General features: G+C 72.1%; 19 protein-coding genes. 10 read left to right on the top strand and 9 right to left on the bottom strand.

Going from position 1 to position 18,058, the window contains the following annotated elements; translation table 11 throughout:
- The first annotated feature begins 154 nt into the window (after nt 1-154).
- On the top strand, nt 155-1,120 hold the full coding sequence (locus tag ACIRYZ_RS18535) for an alpha/beta fold hydrolase (RefSeq protein WP_402945351.1): 966 nt from the start codon (nt 155-157) through the stop codon (nt 1,118-1,120).
- A 7-nt stretch (nt 1,121-1,127) separates the two neighbouring features.
- On the opposite strand, the gene ACIRYZ_RS18530 is transcribed toward ACIRYZ_RS18535, so the two are convergent.
- Both ACIRYZ_RS18530 and ACIRYZ_RS18525 read right to left on the bottom strand, forming a co-directional pair.
- Nucleotides 1,128-2,555 (bottom strand): VWA domain-containing protein, encoded by a 1,428-nt coding sequence (locus ACIRYZ_RS18530; RefSeq protein WP_402945348.1) that lies wholly within the window; start codon nt 2,553-2,555, stop codon nt 1,128-1,130.
- Nucleotides 2,552-3,442, bottom strand: a complete 891-nt coding sequence (locus tag ACIRYZ_RS18525; protein WP_402945346.1) for an AAA family ATPase — start codon at nt 3,440-3,442, stop codon at nt 2,552-2,554. The genes ACIRYZ_RS18530 and ACIRYZ_RS18525 overlap by 4 nt, the downstream gene beginning before the upstream one ends.
- A gap of 166 nt (nt 3,443-3,608) precedes the next feature.
- Between ACIRYZ_RS18525 and ACIRYZ_RS18520 the strand changes: the two genes are divergently transcribed.
- Nucleotides 3,609-3,995 carry a hypothetical protein gene (locus ACIRYZ_RS18520; RefSeq protein WP_402945343.1) on the top strand — a complete coding sequence of 129 codons (387 nt, stop codon included), beginning with the start codon at nt 3,609-3,611 and terminating at the stop codon, nt 3,993-3,995.
- 79 nt (nt 3,996-4,074) lie between these two features.
- Here the strand turns inward: ACIRYZ_RS18520 and ACIRYZ_RS18515 are convergent, their stop codons facing one another.
- Complete coding sequence (locus ACIRYZ_RS18515; RefSeq protein ID WP_402945340.1) at nt 4,075-4,746, bottom strand: Tat pathway signal sequence domain protein; 672 nt, start codon at nt 4,744-4,746, stop codon at nt 4,075-4,077.
- Nucleotides 4,747-5,256: 510 nt separating this feature from the next.
- Between ACIRYZ_RS18515 and ACIRYZ_RS18510 the strand changes: the two genes are divergently transcribed.
- From ACIRYZ_RS18510 to ACIRYZ_RS18500, 3 genes are all read left to right on the top strand, one after another.
- The gene (locus tag ACIRYZ_RS18510) at nt 5,257-6,009 is read left to right on the top strand and encodes a TetR/AcrR family transcriptional regulator (RefSeq protein WP_402945338.1); all 753 of its coding nucleotides are present in this window, start codon (nt 5,257-5,259) and stop codon (nt 6,007-6,009) included.
- Between the two features lie 137 nt (nt 6,010-6,146).
- Complete coding sequence (locus tag ACIRYZ_RS18505) at nt 6,147-6,803, top strand: DUF6230 family protein (RefSeq protein ID WP_402945336.1); 657 nt, start codon at nt 6,147-6,149, stop codon at nt 6,801-6,803.
- A gap of 2 nt (nt 6,804-6,805) precedes the next feature.
- On the top strand, nt 6,806-7,387 hold the full coding sequence (locus ACIRYZ_RS18500) for a DUF6114 domain-containing protein (protein WP_402945333.1): 582 nt from the start codon (nt 6,806-6,808) through the stop codon (nt 7,385-7,387).
- Nucleotides 7,388-7,473: 86 nt separating this feature from the next.
- Here ACIRYZ_RS18500 and ACIRYZ_RS18495 read toward each other — a convergent pair whose 3' ends face one another.
- Nucleotides 7,474-8,550 (bottom strand): NAD(P)-dependent alcohol dehydrogenase, encoded by a 1,077-nt coding sequence (locus ACIRYZ_RS18495; RefSeq protein ID WP_402945331.1) that lies wholly within the window; start codon nt 8,548-8,550, stop codon nt 7,474-7,476.
- Nucleotides 8,551-8,724: 174 nt separating this feature from the next.
- Here ACIRYZ_RS18495 and ACIRYZ_RS18490 point away from each other — a divergent pair, with 174 nt between their 5' ends.
- Nucleotides 8,725-9,618 (top strand): helix-turn-helix domain-containing protein, encoded by an 894-nt coding sequence (locus ACIRYZ_RS18490; protein ID WP_402945328.1) that lies wholly within the window; start codon nt 8,725-8,727, stop codon nt 9,616-9,618.
- An 86-nt stretch (nt 9,619-9,704) separates the two neighbouring features.
- Entirely contained in the window at nt 9,705-10,631 is a 927-nt protein-coding gene (locus tag ACIRYZ_RS18485) for a globin domain-containing protein (RefSeq protein WP_402945326.1), read from the top strand.
- A 124-nt stretch (nt 10,632-10,755) separates the two neighbouring features.
- On the opposite strand, the gene ACIRYZ_RS18480 is transcribed toward ACIRYZ_RS18485, so the two are convergent.
- The 5 genes from ACIRYZ_RS18480 to ACIRYZ_RS18460 all read right to left on the bottom strand — a co-directional run bounded on the left by ACIRYZ_RS18480 (nt 10,756) and on the right by ACIRYZ_RS18460 (nt 15,355).
- Nucleotides 10,756-11,487, bottom strand: coding sequence for a hypothetical protein (locus ACIRYZ_RS18480; RefSeq protein WP_402945324.1), 732 nt, complete (start codon nt 11,485-11,487; stop codon nt 10,756-10,758).
- A gap of 227 nt (nt 11,488-11,714) precedes the next feature.
- Nucleotides 11,715-12,746, bottom strand: coding sequence for a peptidase (locus ACIRYZ_RS18475; RefSeq protein WP_402945321.1), 1,032 nt, complete (start codon nt 12,744-12,746; stop codon nt 11,715-11,717).
- 4 nt (nt 12,747-12,750) lie between these two features.
- Complete coding sequence (locus ACIRYZ_RS18470; protein ID WP_402945318.1) at nt 12,751-13,266, bottom strand: hypothetical protein; 516 nt, start codon at nt 13,264-13,266, stop codon at nt 12,751-12,753.
- 378 nt (nt 13,267-13,644) lie between these two features.
- On the bottom strand, nt 13,645-15,048 hold the full coding sequence (locus ACIRYZ_RS18465; protein WP_402945316.1) for a selenium-binding protein SBP56-related protein: 1,404 nt from the start codon (nt 15,046-15,048) through the stop codon (nt 13,645-13,647).
- Nucleotides 15,049-15,217: 169 nt separating this feature from the next.
- Entirely contained in the window at nt 15,218-15,355 is a 138-nt protein-coding gene (locus ACIRYZ_RS18460) for a hypothetical protein (RefSeq protein WP_402945314.1), read from the bottom strand.
- A gap of 15 nt (nt 15,356-15,370) precedes the next feature.
- On the opposite strand from ACIRYZ_RS18460, the gene ACIRYZ_RS18455 reads away from it, so the two are divergent.
- The 3 genes from ACIRYZ_RS18455 to ACIRYZ_RS18445 all read left to right on the top strand — a co-directional run bounded on the left by ACIRYZ_RS18455 (nt 15,371) and on the right by ACIRYZ_RS18445 (nt 17,898).
- On the top strand, nt 15,371-15,901 hold the full coding sequence (locus ACIRYZ_RS18455) for a hypothetical protein (RefSeq protein ID WP_402945311.1): 531 nt from the start codon (nt 15,371-15,373) through the stop codon (nt 15,899-15,901).
- A 177-nt stretch (nt 15,902-16,078) separates the two neighbouring features.
- A complete protein-coding gene (locus ACIRYZ_RS18450; protein WP_402945308.1) occupies nt 16,079-17,050 on the top strand; it encodes an alpha/beta hydrolase in 972 nt (323 codons plus the stop codon).
- Between the two features lie 53 nt (nt 17,051-17,103).
- Entirely contained in the window at nt 17,104-17,898 is a 795-nt protein-coding gene (locus ACIRYZ_RS18445) for a spermidine synthase (protein WP_402945732.1), read from the top strand.
- Nucleotides 17,899-18,058: the final 160 nt, after the last annotated feature.

The raw sequence follows: 18,058 nt of genomic DNA, 5'->3' as shown, positions 1-18,058 counted from the left end.
GCCGAGGCCGTCCCGGAATTCCCGGGGCGGCCTCGGCTGCTTTCCGCGTGTCCATGCCGGAAGGGGAATTCGCGGGGATTGCGTGGGCGTTGGGCTGGGCAGGGGGTCGGACGGACCCACCGAACGGATCCATCGAAGCGAACCGGGAGCGGAGTTGAACGACGCGATCAAGCACAGCCACGTCGAGGTGAACGGCGTCCGGCTGCACCTCGCGGAGCAGGGCGAGGGGCCGCTGGTCCTGCTGCTGCACGGCTTCCCGGAGAGCTGGTACTCCTGGCGGCACCAGTTCGCACCGCTCGCCGAGGCGGGGTACCGGGTGGTCGCCCCCGACCAGCGCGGGTACGCCCGCAGCTCGCAGCCCGAGGACGTGGACGCGTACACCCTGCTGCACCTGGTCGGGGACGTGACCGCGCTGATCGGCGCGCTGGGCGAGGAGCGGGCCGTGGTGGTCGGCCACGACTGGGGAGCGCCGGTCGCCTGGGCCACCGCCGCGCTGCGGCCGGACCTGGTGCGCGGGGTGGCCGGGCTGAGCGTGCCGCCGGTGACGGCCGGGCCGGGGCCGCTGGCCGCTGCCAGGGAGAACTTCGGCGAGGGCTTCTACCAGATCTACTTCCAGCAGCCGGGCCGGGCCGACGCCGAGCTGGCGGCCGACCTGAGGAGCAGCTTCCGCCGCATCCTCGGCGGCATCTCCCCCGAGGGCAAGCCGCGGCCGTGGGTGGTCCCCGACGGCCAGGGTCTGCTGGACAGTGTCCCGGAGCCCGAACGGCTGCCGGACTGGCTCACCGAGGCGGACATCGAGGCGTTCGCGGCCGACTACGCCCTGCACGGGGAGCACGCCTTCACCGGCGGGCTCAACTGGTACCGCAACATCGACCGGAACAACGAGCTGATGGCGGCGTTCGCCGGCCGGCGGATCGAGGCGCCCGCGCTGTACGTGGCCGGCGAGCAGGACCTGGTGAACGCGATGATCGCGCCCGAGGTGGTGACGTACCTGCTGGAGCACCTGACGCCCCGGCTGCACCGGCACGTCCGGCTGCCGGACACCGGGCACTGGACGCAGCAGGAGCGCCCGGCCGAGGTGACGGAAGCGCTGCTGGACTTCCTGAAGACGCTGGACTAATCCTTCCTCAGACCGGTAGCAGGCGGGCGATCAGCTCGCCGAGGCGGCGGGCGTTGCGGCAGGGGTGCATCTCCACGACGTCCGCGTAGGCGAGCGCGGCGGAGTCGCCGGTCGGCCAGAGGGCGGGTTGTTCGGGGTTGAGCCAGAACACCCTCCGGGCCCGGCCGGCGATCCGGCGCAGCGCGTCCAGGTTGGGGTCGCGGTGGTTGTTGCGGGCGTCGCCGAGGACCAGCACGCAGGTTCGCGGGCCGACGGCGTCCAGGTGGTGGTCGGCGAACTCGCCGAGGGCGGAGCCGTAGTCGCTGTTGCCGTGGTAGCCCATCACCTTGGCCTCGGCGAGGATCCGGGTGGCCAGCCGGGCCGGGTCGGCGCTGTTCTCCCGGAGCAGGTCGGTGATCTCGGCAGTGCGGTTGACGAAGGCGAACACCCGGACCTTGCTGAACTGTTCGCTCATCGCCCGGACCAGCAGCATGGTGAAGTCGGCGAAGCCCGACACCGAGCCGGACACGTCGCACAGCAGCACCAGCTCCGGCCGGGCCGGTCGGCGCAGCCGGTACGCCGGGCGCAGCGGCACCCCGCCGGTGCCGAGCGAGCGGCGCAGGGTGCGGCGCAGGTCGATCTGCCCGCGGGCGGCGCGGCGGCGCCGGGCGGCGAGTCGGGTGGCCAGCTTGCGGGCCAACGGGTGGACGGTGCGCCGTAGTTCGGCGAGCTGCTCGCGGCCGGCGTAGAGGAAGTCGATCCGGTCGGCGGTGGGGGCGACGGCGCGTTCGGCGATCCGCTCGGGGCCGCGCAGTTCGGCGACCCGGCGGCGGGCCTCGCCGGTGACCTGGGCGCGGAAGTCCCGGATGCGGCGGCGGATCTCGTCGGCGAGGACGCGGTCGGAGAGGTCCTCCGGTCCGGGGTTCTCGCGCAGGGCGGCGAGGATCCGGGCCAGCAGGGTCTCGGGGGAGAGGCGGCCGAGCGCCTGGTGGGCGGACCAGCCGTCCGATCCCGGTGTGCTCCCGGTGCCGTACCGGCCGAAGGCCTCGACCACCTCGCCGGCCAGCCTGGCCTGGGCGGCCCGGTCGTCGGCGGCCAGGGCGGCGGCCAGGCGCTCGCGCAGCTGGTCGCGGAGCGGGTCGGGGCGGCCGAAGCGCGGCGGCTCGGGGTCGTCCGGCAGCGGCGGCGGGTCGGTGCGCAGGGCCTCGGGGGTGCCGACGCCGAGCGGGAAGAACAGGTCGAAGGAGGCGTCGAAGACGGCCCGTTGGCCGTCCGAGCGCAGCAGGGCGGCGGCCAGGCCGGCCCGCATCTGCTCGCGGTCGGCGAAGCCGAGCACGTCGAGCACGGCGGCGGCGTCCACCGTCTCGGCCGGTCCGATCCGCAGGCCGTGCTCGCGCAGGGCGCGGACCAGGCCGGTCAGTCGGGCCGCGGTGTCGGCCGGCTGCGGCGCCGTCACGCGAGGGTGAGCTTCTGGGCGGCCTTCCGGACGTCGTCCTGGTGCTTGAGGATCACCCCGAGGGTGTCCTGGACGATTGTTTCGTCCAGGGTGTCCGCGCCGAGGGCGAGCAGGGTGCGGGCCCAGTCGATGGTCTCGGCGACGGACGGCGCCTTGCGCAGCTCCATCGCGCGCAGTGCGCCGACCACCCGGACCAGGGAGGCGGCCAGCGTGTCGTCCAGGCCGGGCACCTTGAGCCGGACGATCCGGCGCTCCAACTCGGCGTCCGGGTAGTCGAGGTGGAGGAAGAGGCAGCGGCGGCGCAGGGCCTCGGAGAGTTCGCGGGTGGCGTTCGAGGTGAGCAGTACGAAGGGGCGGCGGCTCGCGGTGATGGTGCCGAGTTCGGGGACGGTCACCTGGAAGTCGCTGAGCACCTCCAGCAGCAGCGCCTCGACCTCGACGTCGGCCTTGTCCATCTCGTCGATCAGCAGCACGGTGGGCTCCTCGCCGCGGATGGCGGTGAGCAGCGGGCGGGTGAGCAGGAACTCCTCGCCGAAGATGTCGGTGCGGGCCTGGTCCCAGCCCTCGTCGCGGCCGGCGGTGATCCGCAGCAGCTGCTTGGCGTGGTTCCACTCGTAGAGCGCGCGGGCCTCGTCGATGCCCTCGTAGCACTGCAGCCGGACCAGCCGGGCCTGCCCGAGTTCGGCCACGGCCTTGGCGAGTTCGGTCTTACCGACCCCGGCCGGGCCCTCGACCAGCAGCGGCTTGCCGAGCCGGTCGGCGAGGAAGACGGTGGTGGCCACGGCGGTGGAGGCCAGGTACCCGGTCGCGGCGAGTCGGTCGGCGGTGTCCGCCACTGACGCGAAGAACCCCGTGCCGTCGCCGTTCGCGCTGCTGCCGCTGGCCATCTGCCTGCCCCGTTCCGGTTCGCCGTGTCCGTGCGGCGCCACCCTACCCGCCGGTCACTTGCTTGTCTCGGGGGGTCGCCGGGCCCGGGGTCCGGACGCGTGGCTAGGGTGCTCGGTGGTGGACGTGCGTGAGCGAACGTCCTTTGTGAACTGGGGGGTAGGGGACATGACTCCACTCGGGCTGAGTGTGGCCACGTGGTGGTGGATCGCCGTCCTGGTGACGGCGGTGTTCTGGGCGATCTGGGTGCCGTCCATGCCCACGCGGGAGTACCGGATCATGACGGTGCTGGCGCCGTTCGGTGGGGCGCTGGTCCTGCTGGCCCACTACGAGATCAAGGGGATGGATCCGGCCGACGCGCTGTCCATGTTCTCCACGGCGATCCTGTCGTTCGGGTTGGGGGCCGTCGGGCACCGCCGGAAGCTCGCCCAGCGGTTGATGGAGGCGAAGCGGGAGGGCAGGTCGGACCGGGATGTGATGCCGGTGGCCATGATGGGGCAGATCCTGCTGAGCCTGACCGCCGGCATGGTGGTGTACTTCTGCATCAAGCCGTAGCCGCCCGGGCGCGGTGGAGCGGCGTACGGCGGGCTGCTGCCCGTCGTACGCCGCTCCCGTCCGTCCGGGCCCCGGAACGTCAGTTGACGTACAGGACCGGGCTGCCCGCGGCCGAGGTGTCGGTGACCGGGCCGTAGTTGGCGCTGAAGTAGCCGGTCGAGAAACACAGGCCCGGGCCGGAGACCAGGTTGGCCGGCTGGTTGGCGAAGCCGATGGTGTTGCCGCTGTTCGAGGTGGAGCCGGTGATGCCGTTGGGGCTCTGGTAGTCGCATTCGATGGTGCCCAGGAGGGTGTTCAGCACCACCGTGATCCCCACCGGGCCGGCGGTGCCGCCGTTGAGCGAGACGTTGTTGCCGGAGCCGGAGGTGACCGTGTTGGTGTACGGCAGGCTGGTGGCGGTGACGCTCTGCACGCCCATGACGCCCATGACGCTGGAGGTGCAGGAGTCGAAGGACTGGCTGTTGAGCTGCTCGGTCGCGCTGCCGGGGGCGGCCGGGTTGGACGTCACGGTCGCGGAGAAGGAGGAGGTGGCGCAGCTGACGCCGTTTGAGCTGCCGGGGCCGTCGGTGAAGGTCGCGGCGGTGCCGGAGGCCAGACTTGCGGTGAGGGTGTCTCCGACGGAGACGGCCGGCCCGGAGGCGCTGCCGGTGGTCAGGACGGCGGCGGCGTCGGCCTGGGCCGGTGCCACGGCGGCGCCGGTGAGGGCGATGGCTGCGAGGGATGCGGCTGCGAGCGTGCGACGGATGCGCATGAGTGGTGCCTCTCTCCGTGCGGAGACGGGTGGGGGAGTCCCCGCGTGCGGGTGTGGTGGCGTGCACGGCGGGGGAGGTGATGGCGTACCGAGGGCTCCGGCGGGCCGAGGGCTTCGGCGTACGAGGGCTTCGGCGTACGAGGGCTTCGGCGTACGAGGGGTCCGACGGACCGTGGCGCGGGCGGGCCCGGCGCCACGGGCCCGCTCGTGCGGTACGGCGGTGTGCAGGTGCGTTGTGTGTGGTACGGAGGTGTTGTACGCGGCGGTTCGGTTCGCAGTGGCACGGAGCCGGATCGGTGCGGACGTGCGGTGCCGTGGGGGTGCGCGTCGGCGGCTGCCGCCGCCGCGGGTCAAGGGTCCGCCGTGGTCCCGAGGCCCGGGCGGCTGGCCCGGGGCCGTCGGAGCCCCTGGAGGTCGGCCGGTGGTGGCCTGCTCACCCACCGGTTGGAAACCTGCCAGTGTTGTAAACCCGCTCTTCCGTCAATGTCAATACAGGACACAGGAGTTGGGATGGATCGGAACCACTTCCGGAGTGCCGAGGTGATCCTGCTGCCGGGTGCCCGGACCGGCCGGGATCCGGCCAGATCGATCAAGCCCGGCCCTCGCCGGCTGCCCGCCGGGGTGGTCGCCGCGACCCAGCGCGAGCGGCTGCTGGACGGGCTGGTCCGGACGGTGGCCGAACGCGGCTACCAGCACGCCACGGTCAGCGACATCTGCCGCGCGGCGGGTGTGACCAGGCCGGTCTTCTACGAGCTGTTCAGCGGCAAGGAGGACGCCTTCCTGGCCGCGCACCGGTACGGCACCGGGGTGGTGATCCGGCGGATGGCGGCGGCCTTCGCGGCCGAATCCGACTGGTGCGCGGGGATTCGCCAGGCGCTCGACGCGATGCTCCAACTCCTCGCCGGGACACCGTCCTTCGCGACCATGGCGGTGATCGAGATCGAGTCGGTCGGCCCGGCCGGCCGGCGCGAGCGGGATCAACTCCTCACCCGGTTCCGGGCGTTCTTCGCCGAGGTGCCCCAACTGCCGGGCGGCGTGGGGGCGCAGGAGATGGTGGACGCCGTGGTGGGCGGCGTCTACAGCGCGGTCTACCGCCGGATCGACTCCGGTCTCACTGATCAACTGCCGGAACTGCTACCGGTGTTGAGCCTGTTCTGCCTCGCTCCCTTCCTCGGCCCGGCGCAGGCGGCCGAGCGGCTCGGAGCCGGGATTGGTGAAGATCCTTCGTGCACCCGTATTGACCCGGCCAATACCGGGCAGTAGCTTCCCAGTTACTTCGCGCTCCGACCGAGCCCGCCCCGCTGCCGAGGGGCGGACGGCCCGGTCGGGATGCGCAACGCTGTCCGCGCCAGGGCAACGTGCCAGTGCCTGCACACCCAATCCATCGACAGGGAGCACACATGGCCATGTCCGAGGACGCCGCAGCCGCGGCGGAATCCCCGCAGAGGCCGACCGGGGCGAGAAGAGGCCGGGTACGGCTGAAGCGCTCGGTCCTGATGGCGGTACCGGCCGTCGCGGTCGGGGGCATCCTGATGACCCTCACCGCCCAAGGCGTGCTCGCCGCGCAGTTCTCCATCTCCGGCATGCCGTTCACGATCACCGCGGACAAGCTCGACGGAGACGGATTCGCGCAGTTCGGCTCGCTGGACCACATGATCCCCAACAGCCCCAACAAGGGAAACACCGGCGGCCAGGTGCTGGTCGCGGTGTCGGCGATCAAGACCGCCGAGATCACCAACCTCTGCCAGAGCGTCGACCTCGGCGGCGTCAACCTGGTGATCCACGCCGGCGACAACGGCACCCCGGTCTCCGCCTCCGACCTCACCACCGACTCCGATCTGCTGTCCGGCGACGCGGAGTTCAAGAACATCGAGATCGGTGGCGACGCCAGTACCTTCGACAAGGCCGGCGACATCGGCAAGGGTGGCCGGGGCGTCTTCGGCCAGCAGGCCGACCACGTCCAGCTGACGCACCTCAAGCAGCACAACTACGCGAGCACAGCCGTCGGGTTCAAACTGCCCAACCTGCGGCTGAGCTTCAGCTCCAAGGGCTGCTGACCGTGACGGAGTCCGTACCGGAGCCGACCGGAACCGGCGAGGGCGACGTGCCGCGGCCCGAGGGGGTGGCGGCCGAGGGGACGGGCGCCGCGCCCGCCGCGGCCACGCCCGCACCCGCCGCTCCGGCCGCCGTCGCCCCGGCACCGGAGTCCGCGCCCGCCGGGGGCCCGGTGCGGCGCGACTGGCGGGGCAAGCGACCGTTCTGGGGCGGGCTGCTGGTCACGCTCGGCGGCGCCGAGATCCTGTTCACGCTGTGGGCCCCGCTGCCCGTCCTCCTGCACATCGGGATGGCCGGGCTGGCGGGGTACCTGGTGCCGGTGGTGATGGTGCTGTGCGGCCTGCTGATCCTGTTCAACCCGGCGCAGCGGCTGTTCTACTCCGTCCTCGCCGTGCTCGCCTCGCTGGTCAGCTGGGTGACCTCCAACCTGGGCGGCTTCCTGATGGGGATGCTGCTCGGGGTGGTGGGTGCCTGTCTGACCTTCGGCTGGCTGCCCGACCAGCCGCTGCGCCGCGGACGGCAGCGGCGGGAGGACCGGCGCGCGGAGCGCCGGGCGGCGGCCGGGGCCGGGGCGGCGGGGGTCTGACCCCCGGCAGGGGATAACGGCGGCGCCCCGCGCCCTGGTGATGGGAGAGCACCAGGGCGCGGGGCGTGGCGTCGGTCGGTCGAGGCTCAGATGGTCGAGGCGTCGATCACGAAGCGGAACCGGACGTCGCCGGCCAGCAGCCGCTGGTACGCCTCGTTGATCTGCTCGGCCCGGATCACCTCGATCTCGGCGCCGATGCCGTGCTCACCGCAGAAGTCCAGCATCTCCTGGGTCTCCGGCAACCCGCCGATCATCGAACCGGCCAGCGAGCGGCGCCCGGTGGCCAGCGGGTACGGGTGCAGCGTGACCGGCTTCTCCGGCATGCCGACCTGCACCAGGGTGCCGTCGGTGCGCAGCAGGCCCACGTAGGCGCTCAGGTCGAGGTCGGCGGAGACCGTGTTGACGATCAGGTCGAAGCTGCCCGCGAGCTCGCTGAAGGTCGCCGGGTCGGAGGTGGCCCGGTAGTGGTCGGCGCCGAGCTTCAGACCGTCCTCGCGCTTGCGCAGCGACTGGCTGAGCACGGTGACCTCCGCGCCCATCGCGTGGGCGATCTTCACGCCCATGTGACCGAGGCCGCCGAGGCCCACGATCGCGACCTTCTTGCCGGGGCCGGCGCCCCAGTGCGCCAGCGGCGAGTACAGCGTGATGCCCGCGCACAGCAGCGGCGCGGCGGCGTCCAGCGGCAGGCTGTCGGGGATGCCCAGCGCGTACGCCTCGTCCACCACCAGCTCCGCGGCGTAGCCGCCGTAGGTCGGCAGGCCGTCCTTGCCCATGGCGTTGTAGGTGAAGACGGCGCCGCCCTCACCGGTGCAGTACTGCTGCAGGCCGGCCTTGCAGTTGTCGCACTCCCGGCAGGAGTCGACGAAGCAGCCGACCCCGACCCGGTCGCCGACCTTCCAGCGGGTGACGCCCGGGCCGACCTCGCTGACCACGCCGGCGATCTCGTGGCCCGGGACCATCGGGAAGATCCCGGTGCCCCAGTCCTCGCCGACCTGGTGGATGTCCGAGTGACAGATGCCGGAGTACTTGATGTCGATCACGATGTCGTGCTCGCCGACGGCCCGGCGGGTGACGGTGGTCCTCGCCAGCGGGGCGTCGGGCTGCTGGGCCGCGTAGGCGGCGACGGTGCGGGTGGCGGCGTTCTGCGTGGTCTCGTTCGTCATGACCACAAGACTGCGGCGGCGCCGGAAGGCCAACCAGACCAGAGATCGTCGTACGAAGGCGGGGCGTACGACAGCGGCGCGTAGGGAAGCGGAACGTAGGACAGCGGAACCTACGCACGGCAGTATCACCCTCACCCGCACCCGGGCGCGTCGGATCGCCCGCATACTGCAGTCATGGACCAGCGCACCGAACTCAGCGAGTTCCTTCGATCCCGCCGCGCCCGGCTGCGGCCCGAGGACGTGGGCCTGCCGGACACCACCACCCGCCGGCGGGTACCCGGACTGCGCCGCGAGGAGCTGGCCCAGCTGGCCGGAGTCAGCACCGCCTACTACACCAGGCTCGAACAGGGCCACGGCGAGAACGTCTCCACCGCCGTCCTCGACGCCATCGCCCGGGTACTGCGGCTCAGCCCTGCCGAACGCGACCACCTCGGCCGGCTCACCAAGCCCGCCCGCCGCCGCGCCGGCCGCGCCGCCGCCCGTCCGCAGCGGGTCCGGCCCGCGCTGCAGCAGCTGCTGGACGCGATGGAGGGCGTGCCCGCGTACGTGCTCGGGCGGCGGCTGGACATCATCGCCTGGAACCGGCTCGGCACCGCCCTGCTCGGCGACTTCGCCACGATGCTGCCCGAGCAGCGCAACATGGCCTGGCACGTCTTCCTCGACCCGGCCGCGCGCGAGCTCTACCAGGACTGGGAGACCAAGGCCACCGACGTGGTCGGCATCCTGCGGCTGGACGCCGGGCGCGACCCGGACGACCCCCGGCTCGCCTCGCTGATCGGCGAACTCTCCGTCAAGAGCGATGACTTCCGTCGCCTGTGGGCCACCCACCAGATCCAGGACAAGGGCCACGGCACCAAGCACCTGCACCACCCGGTGGTCGGCCGGCTCACCCTGCAGTACGAGACGCTGCGCCCGGCCGGGGACGGCGACCAGGTACTGGTCACCTACCACGCCGAACCGGGCTCCGCCTCCGCCGAGTCCCTTCGGCTGCTGGCCAGTTGGGCGGCCACCGAGCTGCGCGAGGAGTCCGCGGACGCGGCTGAGCGGACCGCCGAGCAGAGCCGGTAGGCGTTTCGACCGGTTCGTCGATACAGGGCCGATGGTCCCGGGTCCGCCCGAGGCGATCGGCCCTTCTCGTGCCAGGTGGGCGGCAGTTGACTGGGCAGGTCATGGACAACAGCAGCAGGGTCACCGCCACCGCCGAGTACGACCGTCTGATCGCCCGCCACCACGCGATGCGACTGCGGCGCCAACTCCTCACCCCCGCCTCGCCGTCGGGGCCCGGATCCGGAGCCGGCCACGGCATCGGCGGCGGCGAGGGCTACGACGGCGCGAGAGACCAGTACCTGATCCGGCGCGACCTCGACCTGGTCGCGCCGCTCGCGGAGCTGATCGACCACCTCTACGCGGTCATGTTCCGCCGCCGCCCCTACCTGCGACCGCTCTTCCCCGCCTCGATGGAGTTCCAGCAGACCCACCTGGAACGGATCTTCCGCCACCTGATCGGCCACCTGCACCGCCCCGCCGGACTCCACCGGACGCTACGTCAACTAGGCCGTGAGCACCGGAAACTGGGCGTCCGACCGGTCCACTACGAGGCCTTCGAGGAGGCTCTGTGCGCGGCCCTCCGGCACCGGGCCGGCGAGCGCTGGACCGAGGAGCTGGAAGCCGCCTGGGTGCGGATGCTGCGCTTCGCCGTCGGCGCGATGGTCGCCGGCGCCGACTCCGCGCTCGCCGAACCCCCGTACTGGCACGCCGTGGTCACCGGCCACGAACGCCGCCGCCCCGACCTCGCCGTCCTGCGGGTGCGCACCGGCGAGCCGTACCCCTACCGCGCCGGACAGTTCGGCACCGTTGAGCACCCCGCGCTGCCGCACACCTGGCGGCAGTACTCGATGGGCCGCGCCCCGCGCGCCGACGACGAGCTGGAGTTCCACGTCCGCCGCACCGGTCCCGGCGGCGTCAGCGCGGCCCTGGTCGAGCACACCGCCGTCGGCGACCGGCTGCGCCTCGGACCGCCGCGCGGCGGCCTGCCGCCCGACGTGGACGGCACATACGGAGGGGCCGAAGGCACTGTTTGATCATGCGGTGGGCCGGCCGGGAGTTGTTGTCGAGTGTCTCGGTGCCGACGCGGGAGGTGGTGGAGGTCCGCTGCAGAGACGGAGGACCTCCACCACCTCCCGCTACGTCCACGCGGGCTGAGTGTTACCAGTGGTCGTTGTTGTCGCAGTGGTCATGGTGCCCGTCGTGGCCGTCGTGGCCGCCGTGGCCGTCGTGCCCGTCGTGCCCGTCGTCGTCGTGCCCGTGGCGCTTGATCGTGGTGGGGTCGGTGGCGGTGTGGGTGGTGGTGTCACCGCCTCCAGTGACGGTAGCGGTGTTGGTGACCTGCTCACGGGCGTGGCAGGAGACGTCGACCGTCAGGGTGATGGGCGGGTAGCTCTGCCCGGCAGGCAGGATGTCGCTGCGTGTACAGGTGAGGGTGGCCAGAACGCAGTTCCATCCCGCACCGGTGATCCTGTCGGCCCGAAGGCCTTCGGGGAGGGTGTCGTGGACGATGACCGGGGTGCCGTTGGTGGGGCTGGCCGTCGCGAGGTTGCCCACAGTGATGGTGTACACGCCGTCCTCGCCCCGGATGAAGGGGTCCGTGTGACTCTTGGCGATGGTCAGGCTGACCGGGATGACCGTAAACGTGAGGCTGGTACTGCCGGTACCGCTGGCCCTGACGGCGCCAGCGGTGGCGGTGCCACTGGGTTTGCTGAGGCCGGTGGCGGTGAAGGTGTCGATCATCGGCACCGCCCCGTCGCTGACCTGGGCGACGTAGGTGGGTTGAACCGTGGCGGTCCAGGTCGTGGCCAGGACGATCACCAGGACGGCCAGCCCGGTCAGCGTGACCGCCCCCGCCCTGCGGGCCCGCACCCTCAGCCACGATCGAAACATGCCGCCCGTAGCTCCCGTGCCGCGGCTTGCTCCGGCTCGCCCTCTCTCATGTCTGAACACCGATATCTCCGCTCCCAGCCGTCGATAACAAGCCGTAGATACTCATCGTGACATGGACATTACTTTACGCATGCATGAGTGGGCTCGCGAAGGCAACACGACGGTGATCGTGGCGAGCGCACAGAGTCGACAAACACACCTGCGGGGGCGGGACTTGGTCGGAGTGGTCATCGGCGACGCCGGAGGAACCTGGTGCGGAGAAGGCAGAGAGCGGCGAGGGCGAGGGCGAGGGCCGAAAGCCAGGCGACCGCGGGGGTGGGGAAGTCCTCTTCCTGGGCGACCGCGGCGACCGCTCCGATGCTGCCGGGGGTCGTCGGGAAGGTGATGGTGGCGCGGGTGGTGTGCTCGACCAGGCCGCTTCTGAGCGTGAGCTCCGCTGTCCACGGGCCGTTCGGCAGCGGTGCGTCCAGCGGGACGACCACCTCCCCCCGGTCGCCCGGAGCCAGTGTGGTGCCCGTCTTGGCGGCCGAGAACGGTCCGGCGTGCTGCCCGCCCGGCCCGTTGAGGAGGGAGAGTGCCCCGCTGATGTCCAGGGCGCGGCCCCCCGTGTTGTGGATCCGGGCGCGAACCTCTTCCCGCCCGTCGCGGTCCCGGGTCGGATAGAGCCGCTCGATCTTGAAGTCCGAGGGTGGCTCACCACCGCGACCGACGTCGATGTACATGCGGACGCCCACCCGGCCCAGCACCGTCAGAGTGTGGGAGCGGTCCGTGGGGTTGCCCGTCTGCGCCCAGATGACGCCGTACCGCTCCCCGGCGGTGGCGTCCCTGGGCACCTGGACGGTGGTGCGGACCCGCGCCGTTTCGGAGGCCGCCAGATCAAGGCCCGTCGTATCGAGTGATGTCCAGCCGGTCAGCTCGTTGGGGGTGTGCTCCGGCGCGAAGGTGAACTCGCCCTTCGCGATGCTGGCTGCCGCGGCATAGATGTTGACGTGCATCGGTGTGGACGACTGGTTGGTGACTTCCACCCGCCGCTCGATGGTCGAGCCGGGTGCGAGGTGGTCGACGATGTAGGCATGCGCTCTGGGGTCGGCACGGCGGTCTTCCGGGGCGTCGAGCAGCTTGATGCCGATGGTCCTGCCCGCAGCCGGGTCCTGGGGGGGTGGAGCCCCGGGCGCCCCGTGCGCCGCCGGCATCACCCCGGCGGCCTGCACGAAGGCCAGCATCAGCAGGAGAACCCAGTACCGGCACGCCCCCTTCATTCCGTCAGGCAACGGACTGGGTCAGCGTTCCGGTGTAGGTTCCGCCGACGGCGCTGGCGGGCACGTTGACGGCGACTGTCGGGTCCCAGCTCGCGGTGTTGTCTCCGACGCCGGCGGTCCCGGTGACTACCGTCTGCGCGCTGTTGCTCAGCGTCACGTTCGTCGTAGTGACGGTGATGGTACCGGTCGTCGTCACCGTCCCGGCCGAGTAGGTGGCGTCGGTGGCGGGAATCGTCTGCGTACCGTTCGCGAAGTCCGTCTCCGCCGCGGTCACCGTCCAAGTGGCCGAGAGGAGGGCGCGGTTGTCGGTGACGGTGCAGGGGCCGATCGGCGCGCTGATCGTGGTGCCGGGCGCTCCCGAGCCGAGGTTGGCGCTGACCGGTACCGACAGCGTCAATGCGCCGGACGTGACGGTGAACGTGACCGTGGTGCTGGGGTCGTCCTTCGCGGTGGCGAGGCCTGGCTGGACCAGGGCGAGAAGAGCGGCTGCGGCTGCGACAGATAGGCTTCGTACGCGCACGATAACTCCCGGAGTGGCTACCTGTCAGCGGGCATACCGGCTGACGGCGGACCTGGTGATTGACGCGACTCAGGGAAACGGTTGCGGCCTGTTCGCACAAGCCGACGCGCGCCGCGTTCCGCCACACGAATGGTCAGATTTCAGCCGGAGCGAAGCAGGCCACCGAACCGGCCTCCGCTGCCGCCGGATGCGCCAGCGGCTGACCTTCACCAACGCCGATGGCCTCGCCCCCTGGCGGGGACGAGGCCATCACGCCGTCCATTGCCCTGCAGCCCGCCCGGGCCTGACCGCGTCACGGACGCCTACGCGACGCAGCACCCCGGCTCGCGCCCGATCCGTGCCGATCCGGTACGACCAGGCGCTCTACCGGTAGGCCGCCTACCGGTAGCAGTAGGAGTCGGAGGAGGCGTCGCCACCCGCCAGATGCGTCTGGTGGACGCGCAGGCCCCGGAAGTCGTCGCCGTGCGGGAAGAACCGCTCGTCGATGCTCAGCCCGCCGGCCTCGGGATCGGCGTCCAGCTTGACCATCCACGGCTCGATGCCGTCCGGGTAGAACTGGTCGTCCCAGGCGCCGTAGAGGGAGTTGGTCAGGTACAGCCGCCGCCCGTCCCGGCTGATCTCCACCATCTGCGGCGCCCCGCTCAACGGCCGGCCCGGCTCCGCCGGGTGCGGCGTGCGGGCCACCACCCCGCCGAGCCGGACGGAGGAGGCCAGCCGGGGGTGGAACGGGTCCGAGACGTCGTACTGGAACAACTCGCCGGTGCCCCAGGCCGACACGTACAGCCAGCGGTCGTCCACCGACAGGTTGATGTCCGTCACCAGCGGCGGCACCGCCCTGAACGGCCGCAACGCGGGCGGCAGTTGCTCCGCTGCGGCCGGCTCGGCGGGAATCTCGATCACCTTGCGCGCGGTGAACGCGGGCCCCTCCCGGTACCAGAGCCACACCGAGGAGGAGAGGTCCTCGACATTCGTCACCACCCCGGCGAACCCCCACTCCGCCTGCGGATCGTGCGCGGGACGCAGCTCCAGCACCATCTGGTACTGGTCCCCGAGATCGATCCGCTGCAGGTGCCGCCCGGTGCTCAACTCCCAGAAGTGCAGCGCGTGCCCGTACTTGCGGGCCAGCAACTGCTCGGGCAGCACCCCGTCCTCCACCATCCACGGGGTGCCCCACTCGCTGGTCACCCCGACATCGGTGCCGAGGTGCCACCAGACGTCGTACGCGAAGTGCTGCGGACCGCGCTCGGTCTCCCACGGGCGGAGCACCTCGAAGGTGCTGTGGTCGAGCAGCGCGACGCCGCCCGGCCCGTCGGCGCCCTCGGCGGACCCGAGGCAGGACAGGAACACACCGTCCGGGCCGCAGTGCAGGGTGTGGGGGCGCGAATAGCCCGCCCTGGCGGCCAGCTCCTTCGCCTCTACGGTCTTGACCAGGCGCGGGCGGACCGGGTCCGGCCGGGTGTCCATCACGTGCAGCCGCGACGACCGGAGCCCCGGGAGGAGGAGGAACCGCCGCTCCGGGTTCTCGTGGCAGGCGTGTGCGAGGGCGCTGGAACAGGCGTTCCACCCGAAGTGGTGCAACTCGTCACCCAGCGTGGGCAGTTCGGCGAAGTTGAGCACCTTCCCGTAGCTCGCCGACGCCGGATCCGTGTCGACGGTCAGCAACGCGTCCGGCTGCCGCGCCGACCGGTCGAACCCGGCCACGTACGCCAATGTTTCCGGCGGCGCGGCGATCGCCTCCGCGGCCGACCGGTAGAGCGACGGATCGGTGTGCCCGTGCTGCATGCAAACTCCCCAACTCGCCTTGTCCGTCCGGGAAGCGTTCCACATGAACACCGGCGCACAGCAGGCGCACGAGAAGTGGTCAGGAGGCGCGGACGGCTACCCCGTGCGGGGTGCGCAACGGCATCGCCGGGACCGTCGGGTGATCGACTTCGGCTCTCGGGCGTACGGCTCACGACGGCGTGGGTTCCACCGGGAAGTGGATCGGGCTGAGCAGGTACTGCACCCGCTCGGGGCCCGGCCGGTTGGCCAGCCTGGTCACGATGGCCGCGCGCAGCTCGCCGATCAGCTGATCCACCTGCTCGGCCACAGCATGGGGGGCAAGGTGGCGCCCCGGATCGCAGCCGCCGACCCGTCGATCGCCGGGCTGGTGCTGCTCGCCGCAGATGCCCAGCCGATGCACGAGGCCGTCGTCCGGGTCGCCCGCCATCTCGCGGCGCTCGCTCCCTCCCCTGGGGCGGACGAGGCGGTGGCGGCGCTGACCCGGCAGGCCGCACTGGTGGCCGGCTCCGACCTCACGCCGGACACGCCGTCGGATCTGCTGCCGCTCGGGCTCTCCGCCCCCTACTGGCTCGACCTGCGCGCGTACGACCCGGTGTCCACGGCGGCCGGGCTGACCTGCCCGATGCTGATCCTCCAGGGCGGGCGGGACTACCAGGTCACCGTTGCCGACGACCTGACGCGCTGGCAGGCCGTCCTGGGGGACCGCTCCGAGGCGGTCAGCCGGATCCACCAGGATTCCAATCACCTCTTCTTCTCCGGCAGTGGCCGCTCCACTCCGGCCGAGTACGCGCGACCGGGGCACGTCGAGCCGGCGATGGTCGACGACATCGCGACGTGGCTGGCGCGGCGCTAGGAACGGGCAGGAACGGCCGGCGGATCCCGGCGGATCCCGGCCGAACCGGAGGGGCGAGCTCCGCACGCGACCCCGCCGCCGAGCGCTCCGCCCCTACCGGCCGGTATCGTCGTGGCTCGGAACGGGTGGTCACCTGCCGTAACGGGCGGGCGGAGCAGAGGGACGGGTTCAGGGCAGATGGAGTTTCGGGAAGACATCCTCGGTGCCCCCTACGAGGCGGCCGAGCTGACGCTGCGGCCCGACGGCGAGGGCGCCGTCTGCGCGACCCTGGTGCGCCGGGTGGTGCCGGGGGCGGACCGGGCCGTCCTGTACATCCACGGGTACAACGACTACTTCTTCCAGACCAATCTGGCGGACCACTACACCGACCTCGGCTTCTCCTTCTACGCCCTCGACCTGCGCAAGTACGGCCGCTCCCTGCGGCCGCACCAGTCGCCGAACTTCGTCCGGGACCTCGCCGAGTACGACGAGGAGATCGACGAGGCGGTGCGGATCATCCGGGAGATGGACGGGCACCGGCAGCTGCTGGTGAACGGGCACTCCACCGGCGGGCTGGTGGCCGCCCTGTGGGCGGGCCGACGGGCGGGCCAGGGGGTGGTGGACGGGCTGTTCCTGAACAGCCCGTTCCTGTCGATGCCGGCCGGGCCGGCTGTCCGGACCGCCGGGGGCCCGGTGGTGACGGCGATCGGCAGGCTGGCGCCGACCCGCATCCTGCCGTCCTCGCTGAACCCGCACTACACCCACAGCCTGCACAAGGACCACAAGGGCGAGTGGGACTTCGACCTGACGCTGAAGCCGGCGGAGGGCTTCCCGCTGTTCGCGGGCTGGCTGTCGGCGATTCACCAGGGGCACCGACAGCTGCGGAACGGGCTCGGGATCGATGTGCCGGTGCTGCTGATGGCCTCGACGAAGTCGATCTCCACCACCAAGTGGCACAACGCCCTGCACCACGCCGACGCCGTGCTGCGCGCCGACGACATCGCCGCGCAGGGGTCGCGGCTGGGCCGGCACGTGACGGTCGTGCGGATCAAGGGCGGCATGCACGACCTGGTGCTCTCCGGTGAGGCGGCCCGGACCCAGGCGTTCGCCGAGCTGGACCGCTGGCTGGCCGCGTACCTGGACGTGCGGCCGGTGGGGGAGAACGCGTGACGGAGGAGCCGGTGCCGGTCGGTCGGCGGACCGACCTCGGCTTCGCCAAGCTGATGCCGGACATCGACCGGGACGGCGGCTGGCTGCTCACCCTGGACGGCACTCCGCAGTCGTACGTCGACCTCGCCGATCCGACGCACCTGGAGTTCGAGTACACCCGCAGGCTCGGCCACCTCGCCGACGCCCTCGCGCCCGCCGGGCGGCCGCTGGACGTGCTGCACCTCGGCGGGGGCGCGCTGACACTGCCGCGCTACCTGGCCGCGACCCGGCCCGGTTCTCGGCAGCGGGTGGTGGAGGTGGACGGGCCGCTGCTGGAGCTGGTCGCCGAGCACCTGCCCTGGCAGGGGCCCGGGGCGGACATCACCGCGACGGTCGGCGACGCCCGGGAGGCGCTGGCCGCGACGTCGGCGGGCAGCCAGGACCTGGTGATCGCGGACGTCTTCCACGGTTCCCGTACCCCGGCGCACCTGACCTCGGTGGAGTTCCTGCGGCTCGCCGCGAGCGCGCTGCGCGAGGGCGGCTGCTACGCCGCCAACCTGGCGGACGGTCCGCCGCTGGCCTTCGCCAGGGCGCAGGCGGCGACGGTGCGGGCGGTGTTCCCGTACGTCTGCCTGGTCGCGGAGGCCCCGGTGTTGCGCGGGCGCCGGTACGGCAACATCCTGCTGGCCGGTTCGACGGCGCCGCTGCCGGTGACGGAGCTGACCCGGCTGCTGGCGGGCGACATCTTCCCGGCCCGCCTCACCGAGGGCGAGGACCTCTCCGCCCTGGTCGGTCGTACCGCCCCGGTCACGGACGCGAACGCCACCGACTCCCCGCCCCCGCCGGACGGCGCCTTCAGCATCGGCTGAGGCACGGGCGAGGCACGGGCGGGGCACGGGCGGGGCACGGGCGGGGCACGGGCCGCGCCGCGCGTCGGCCCGGGCCCCCCCCCCCCCCGCGGGTCCGAAAACCGCCGGGCCTTAAGGCACGTGGGGCCCAACCCCGCGTAAGCGCGCATGGCGGCGCGGG

The organism is Kitasatospora sp. NPDC101155 (assembly GCF_044768305.1).
Classification (GTDB): Bacteria; Actinomycetota; Actinomycetes; order Streptomycetales; family Streptomycetaceae; genus Kitasatospora.
This window is presented reverse-complemented; position numbering and strand designations above follow the sequence as displayed.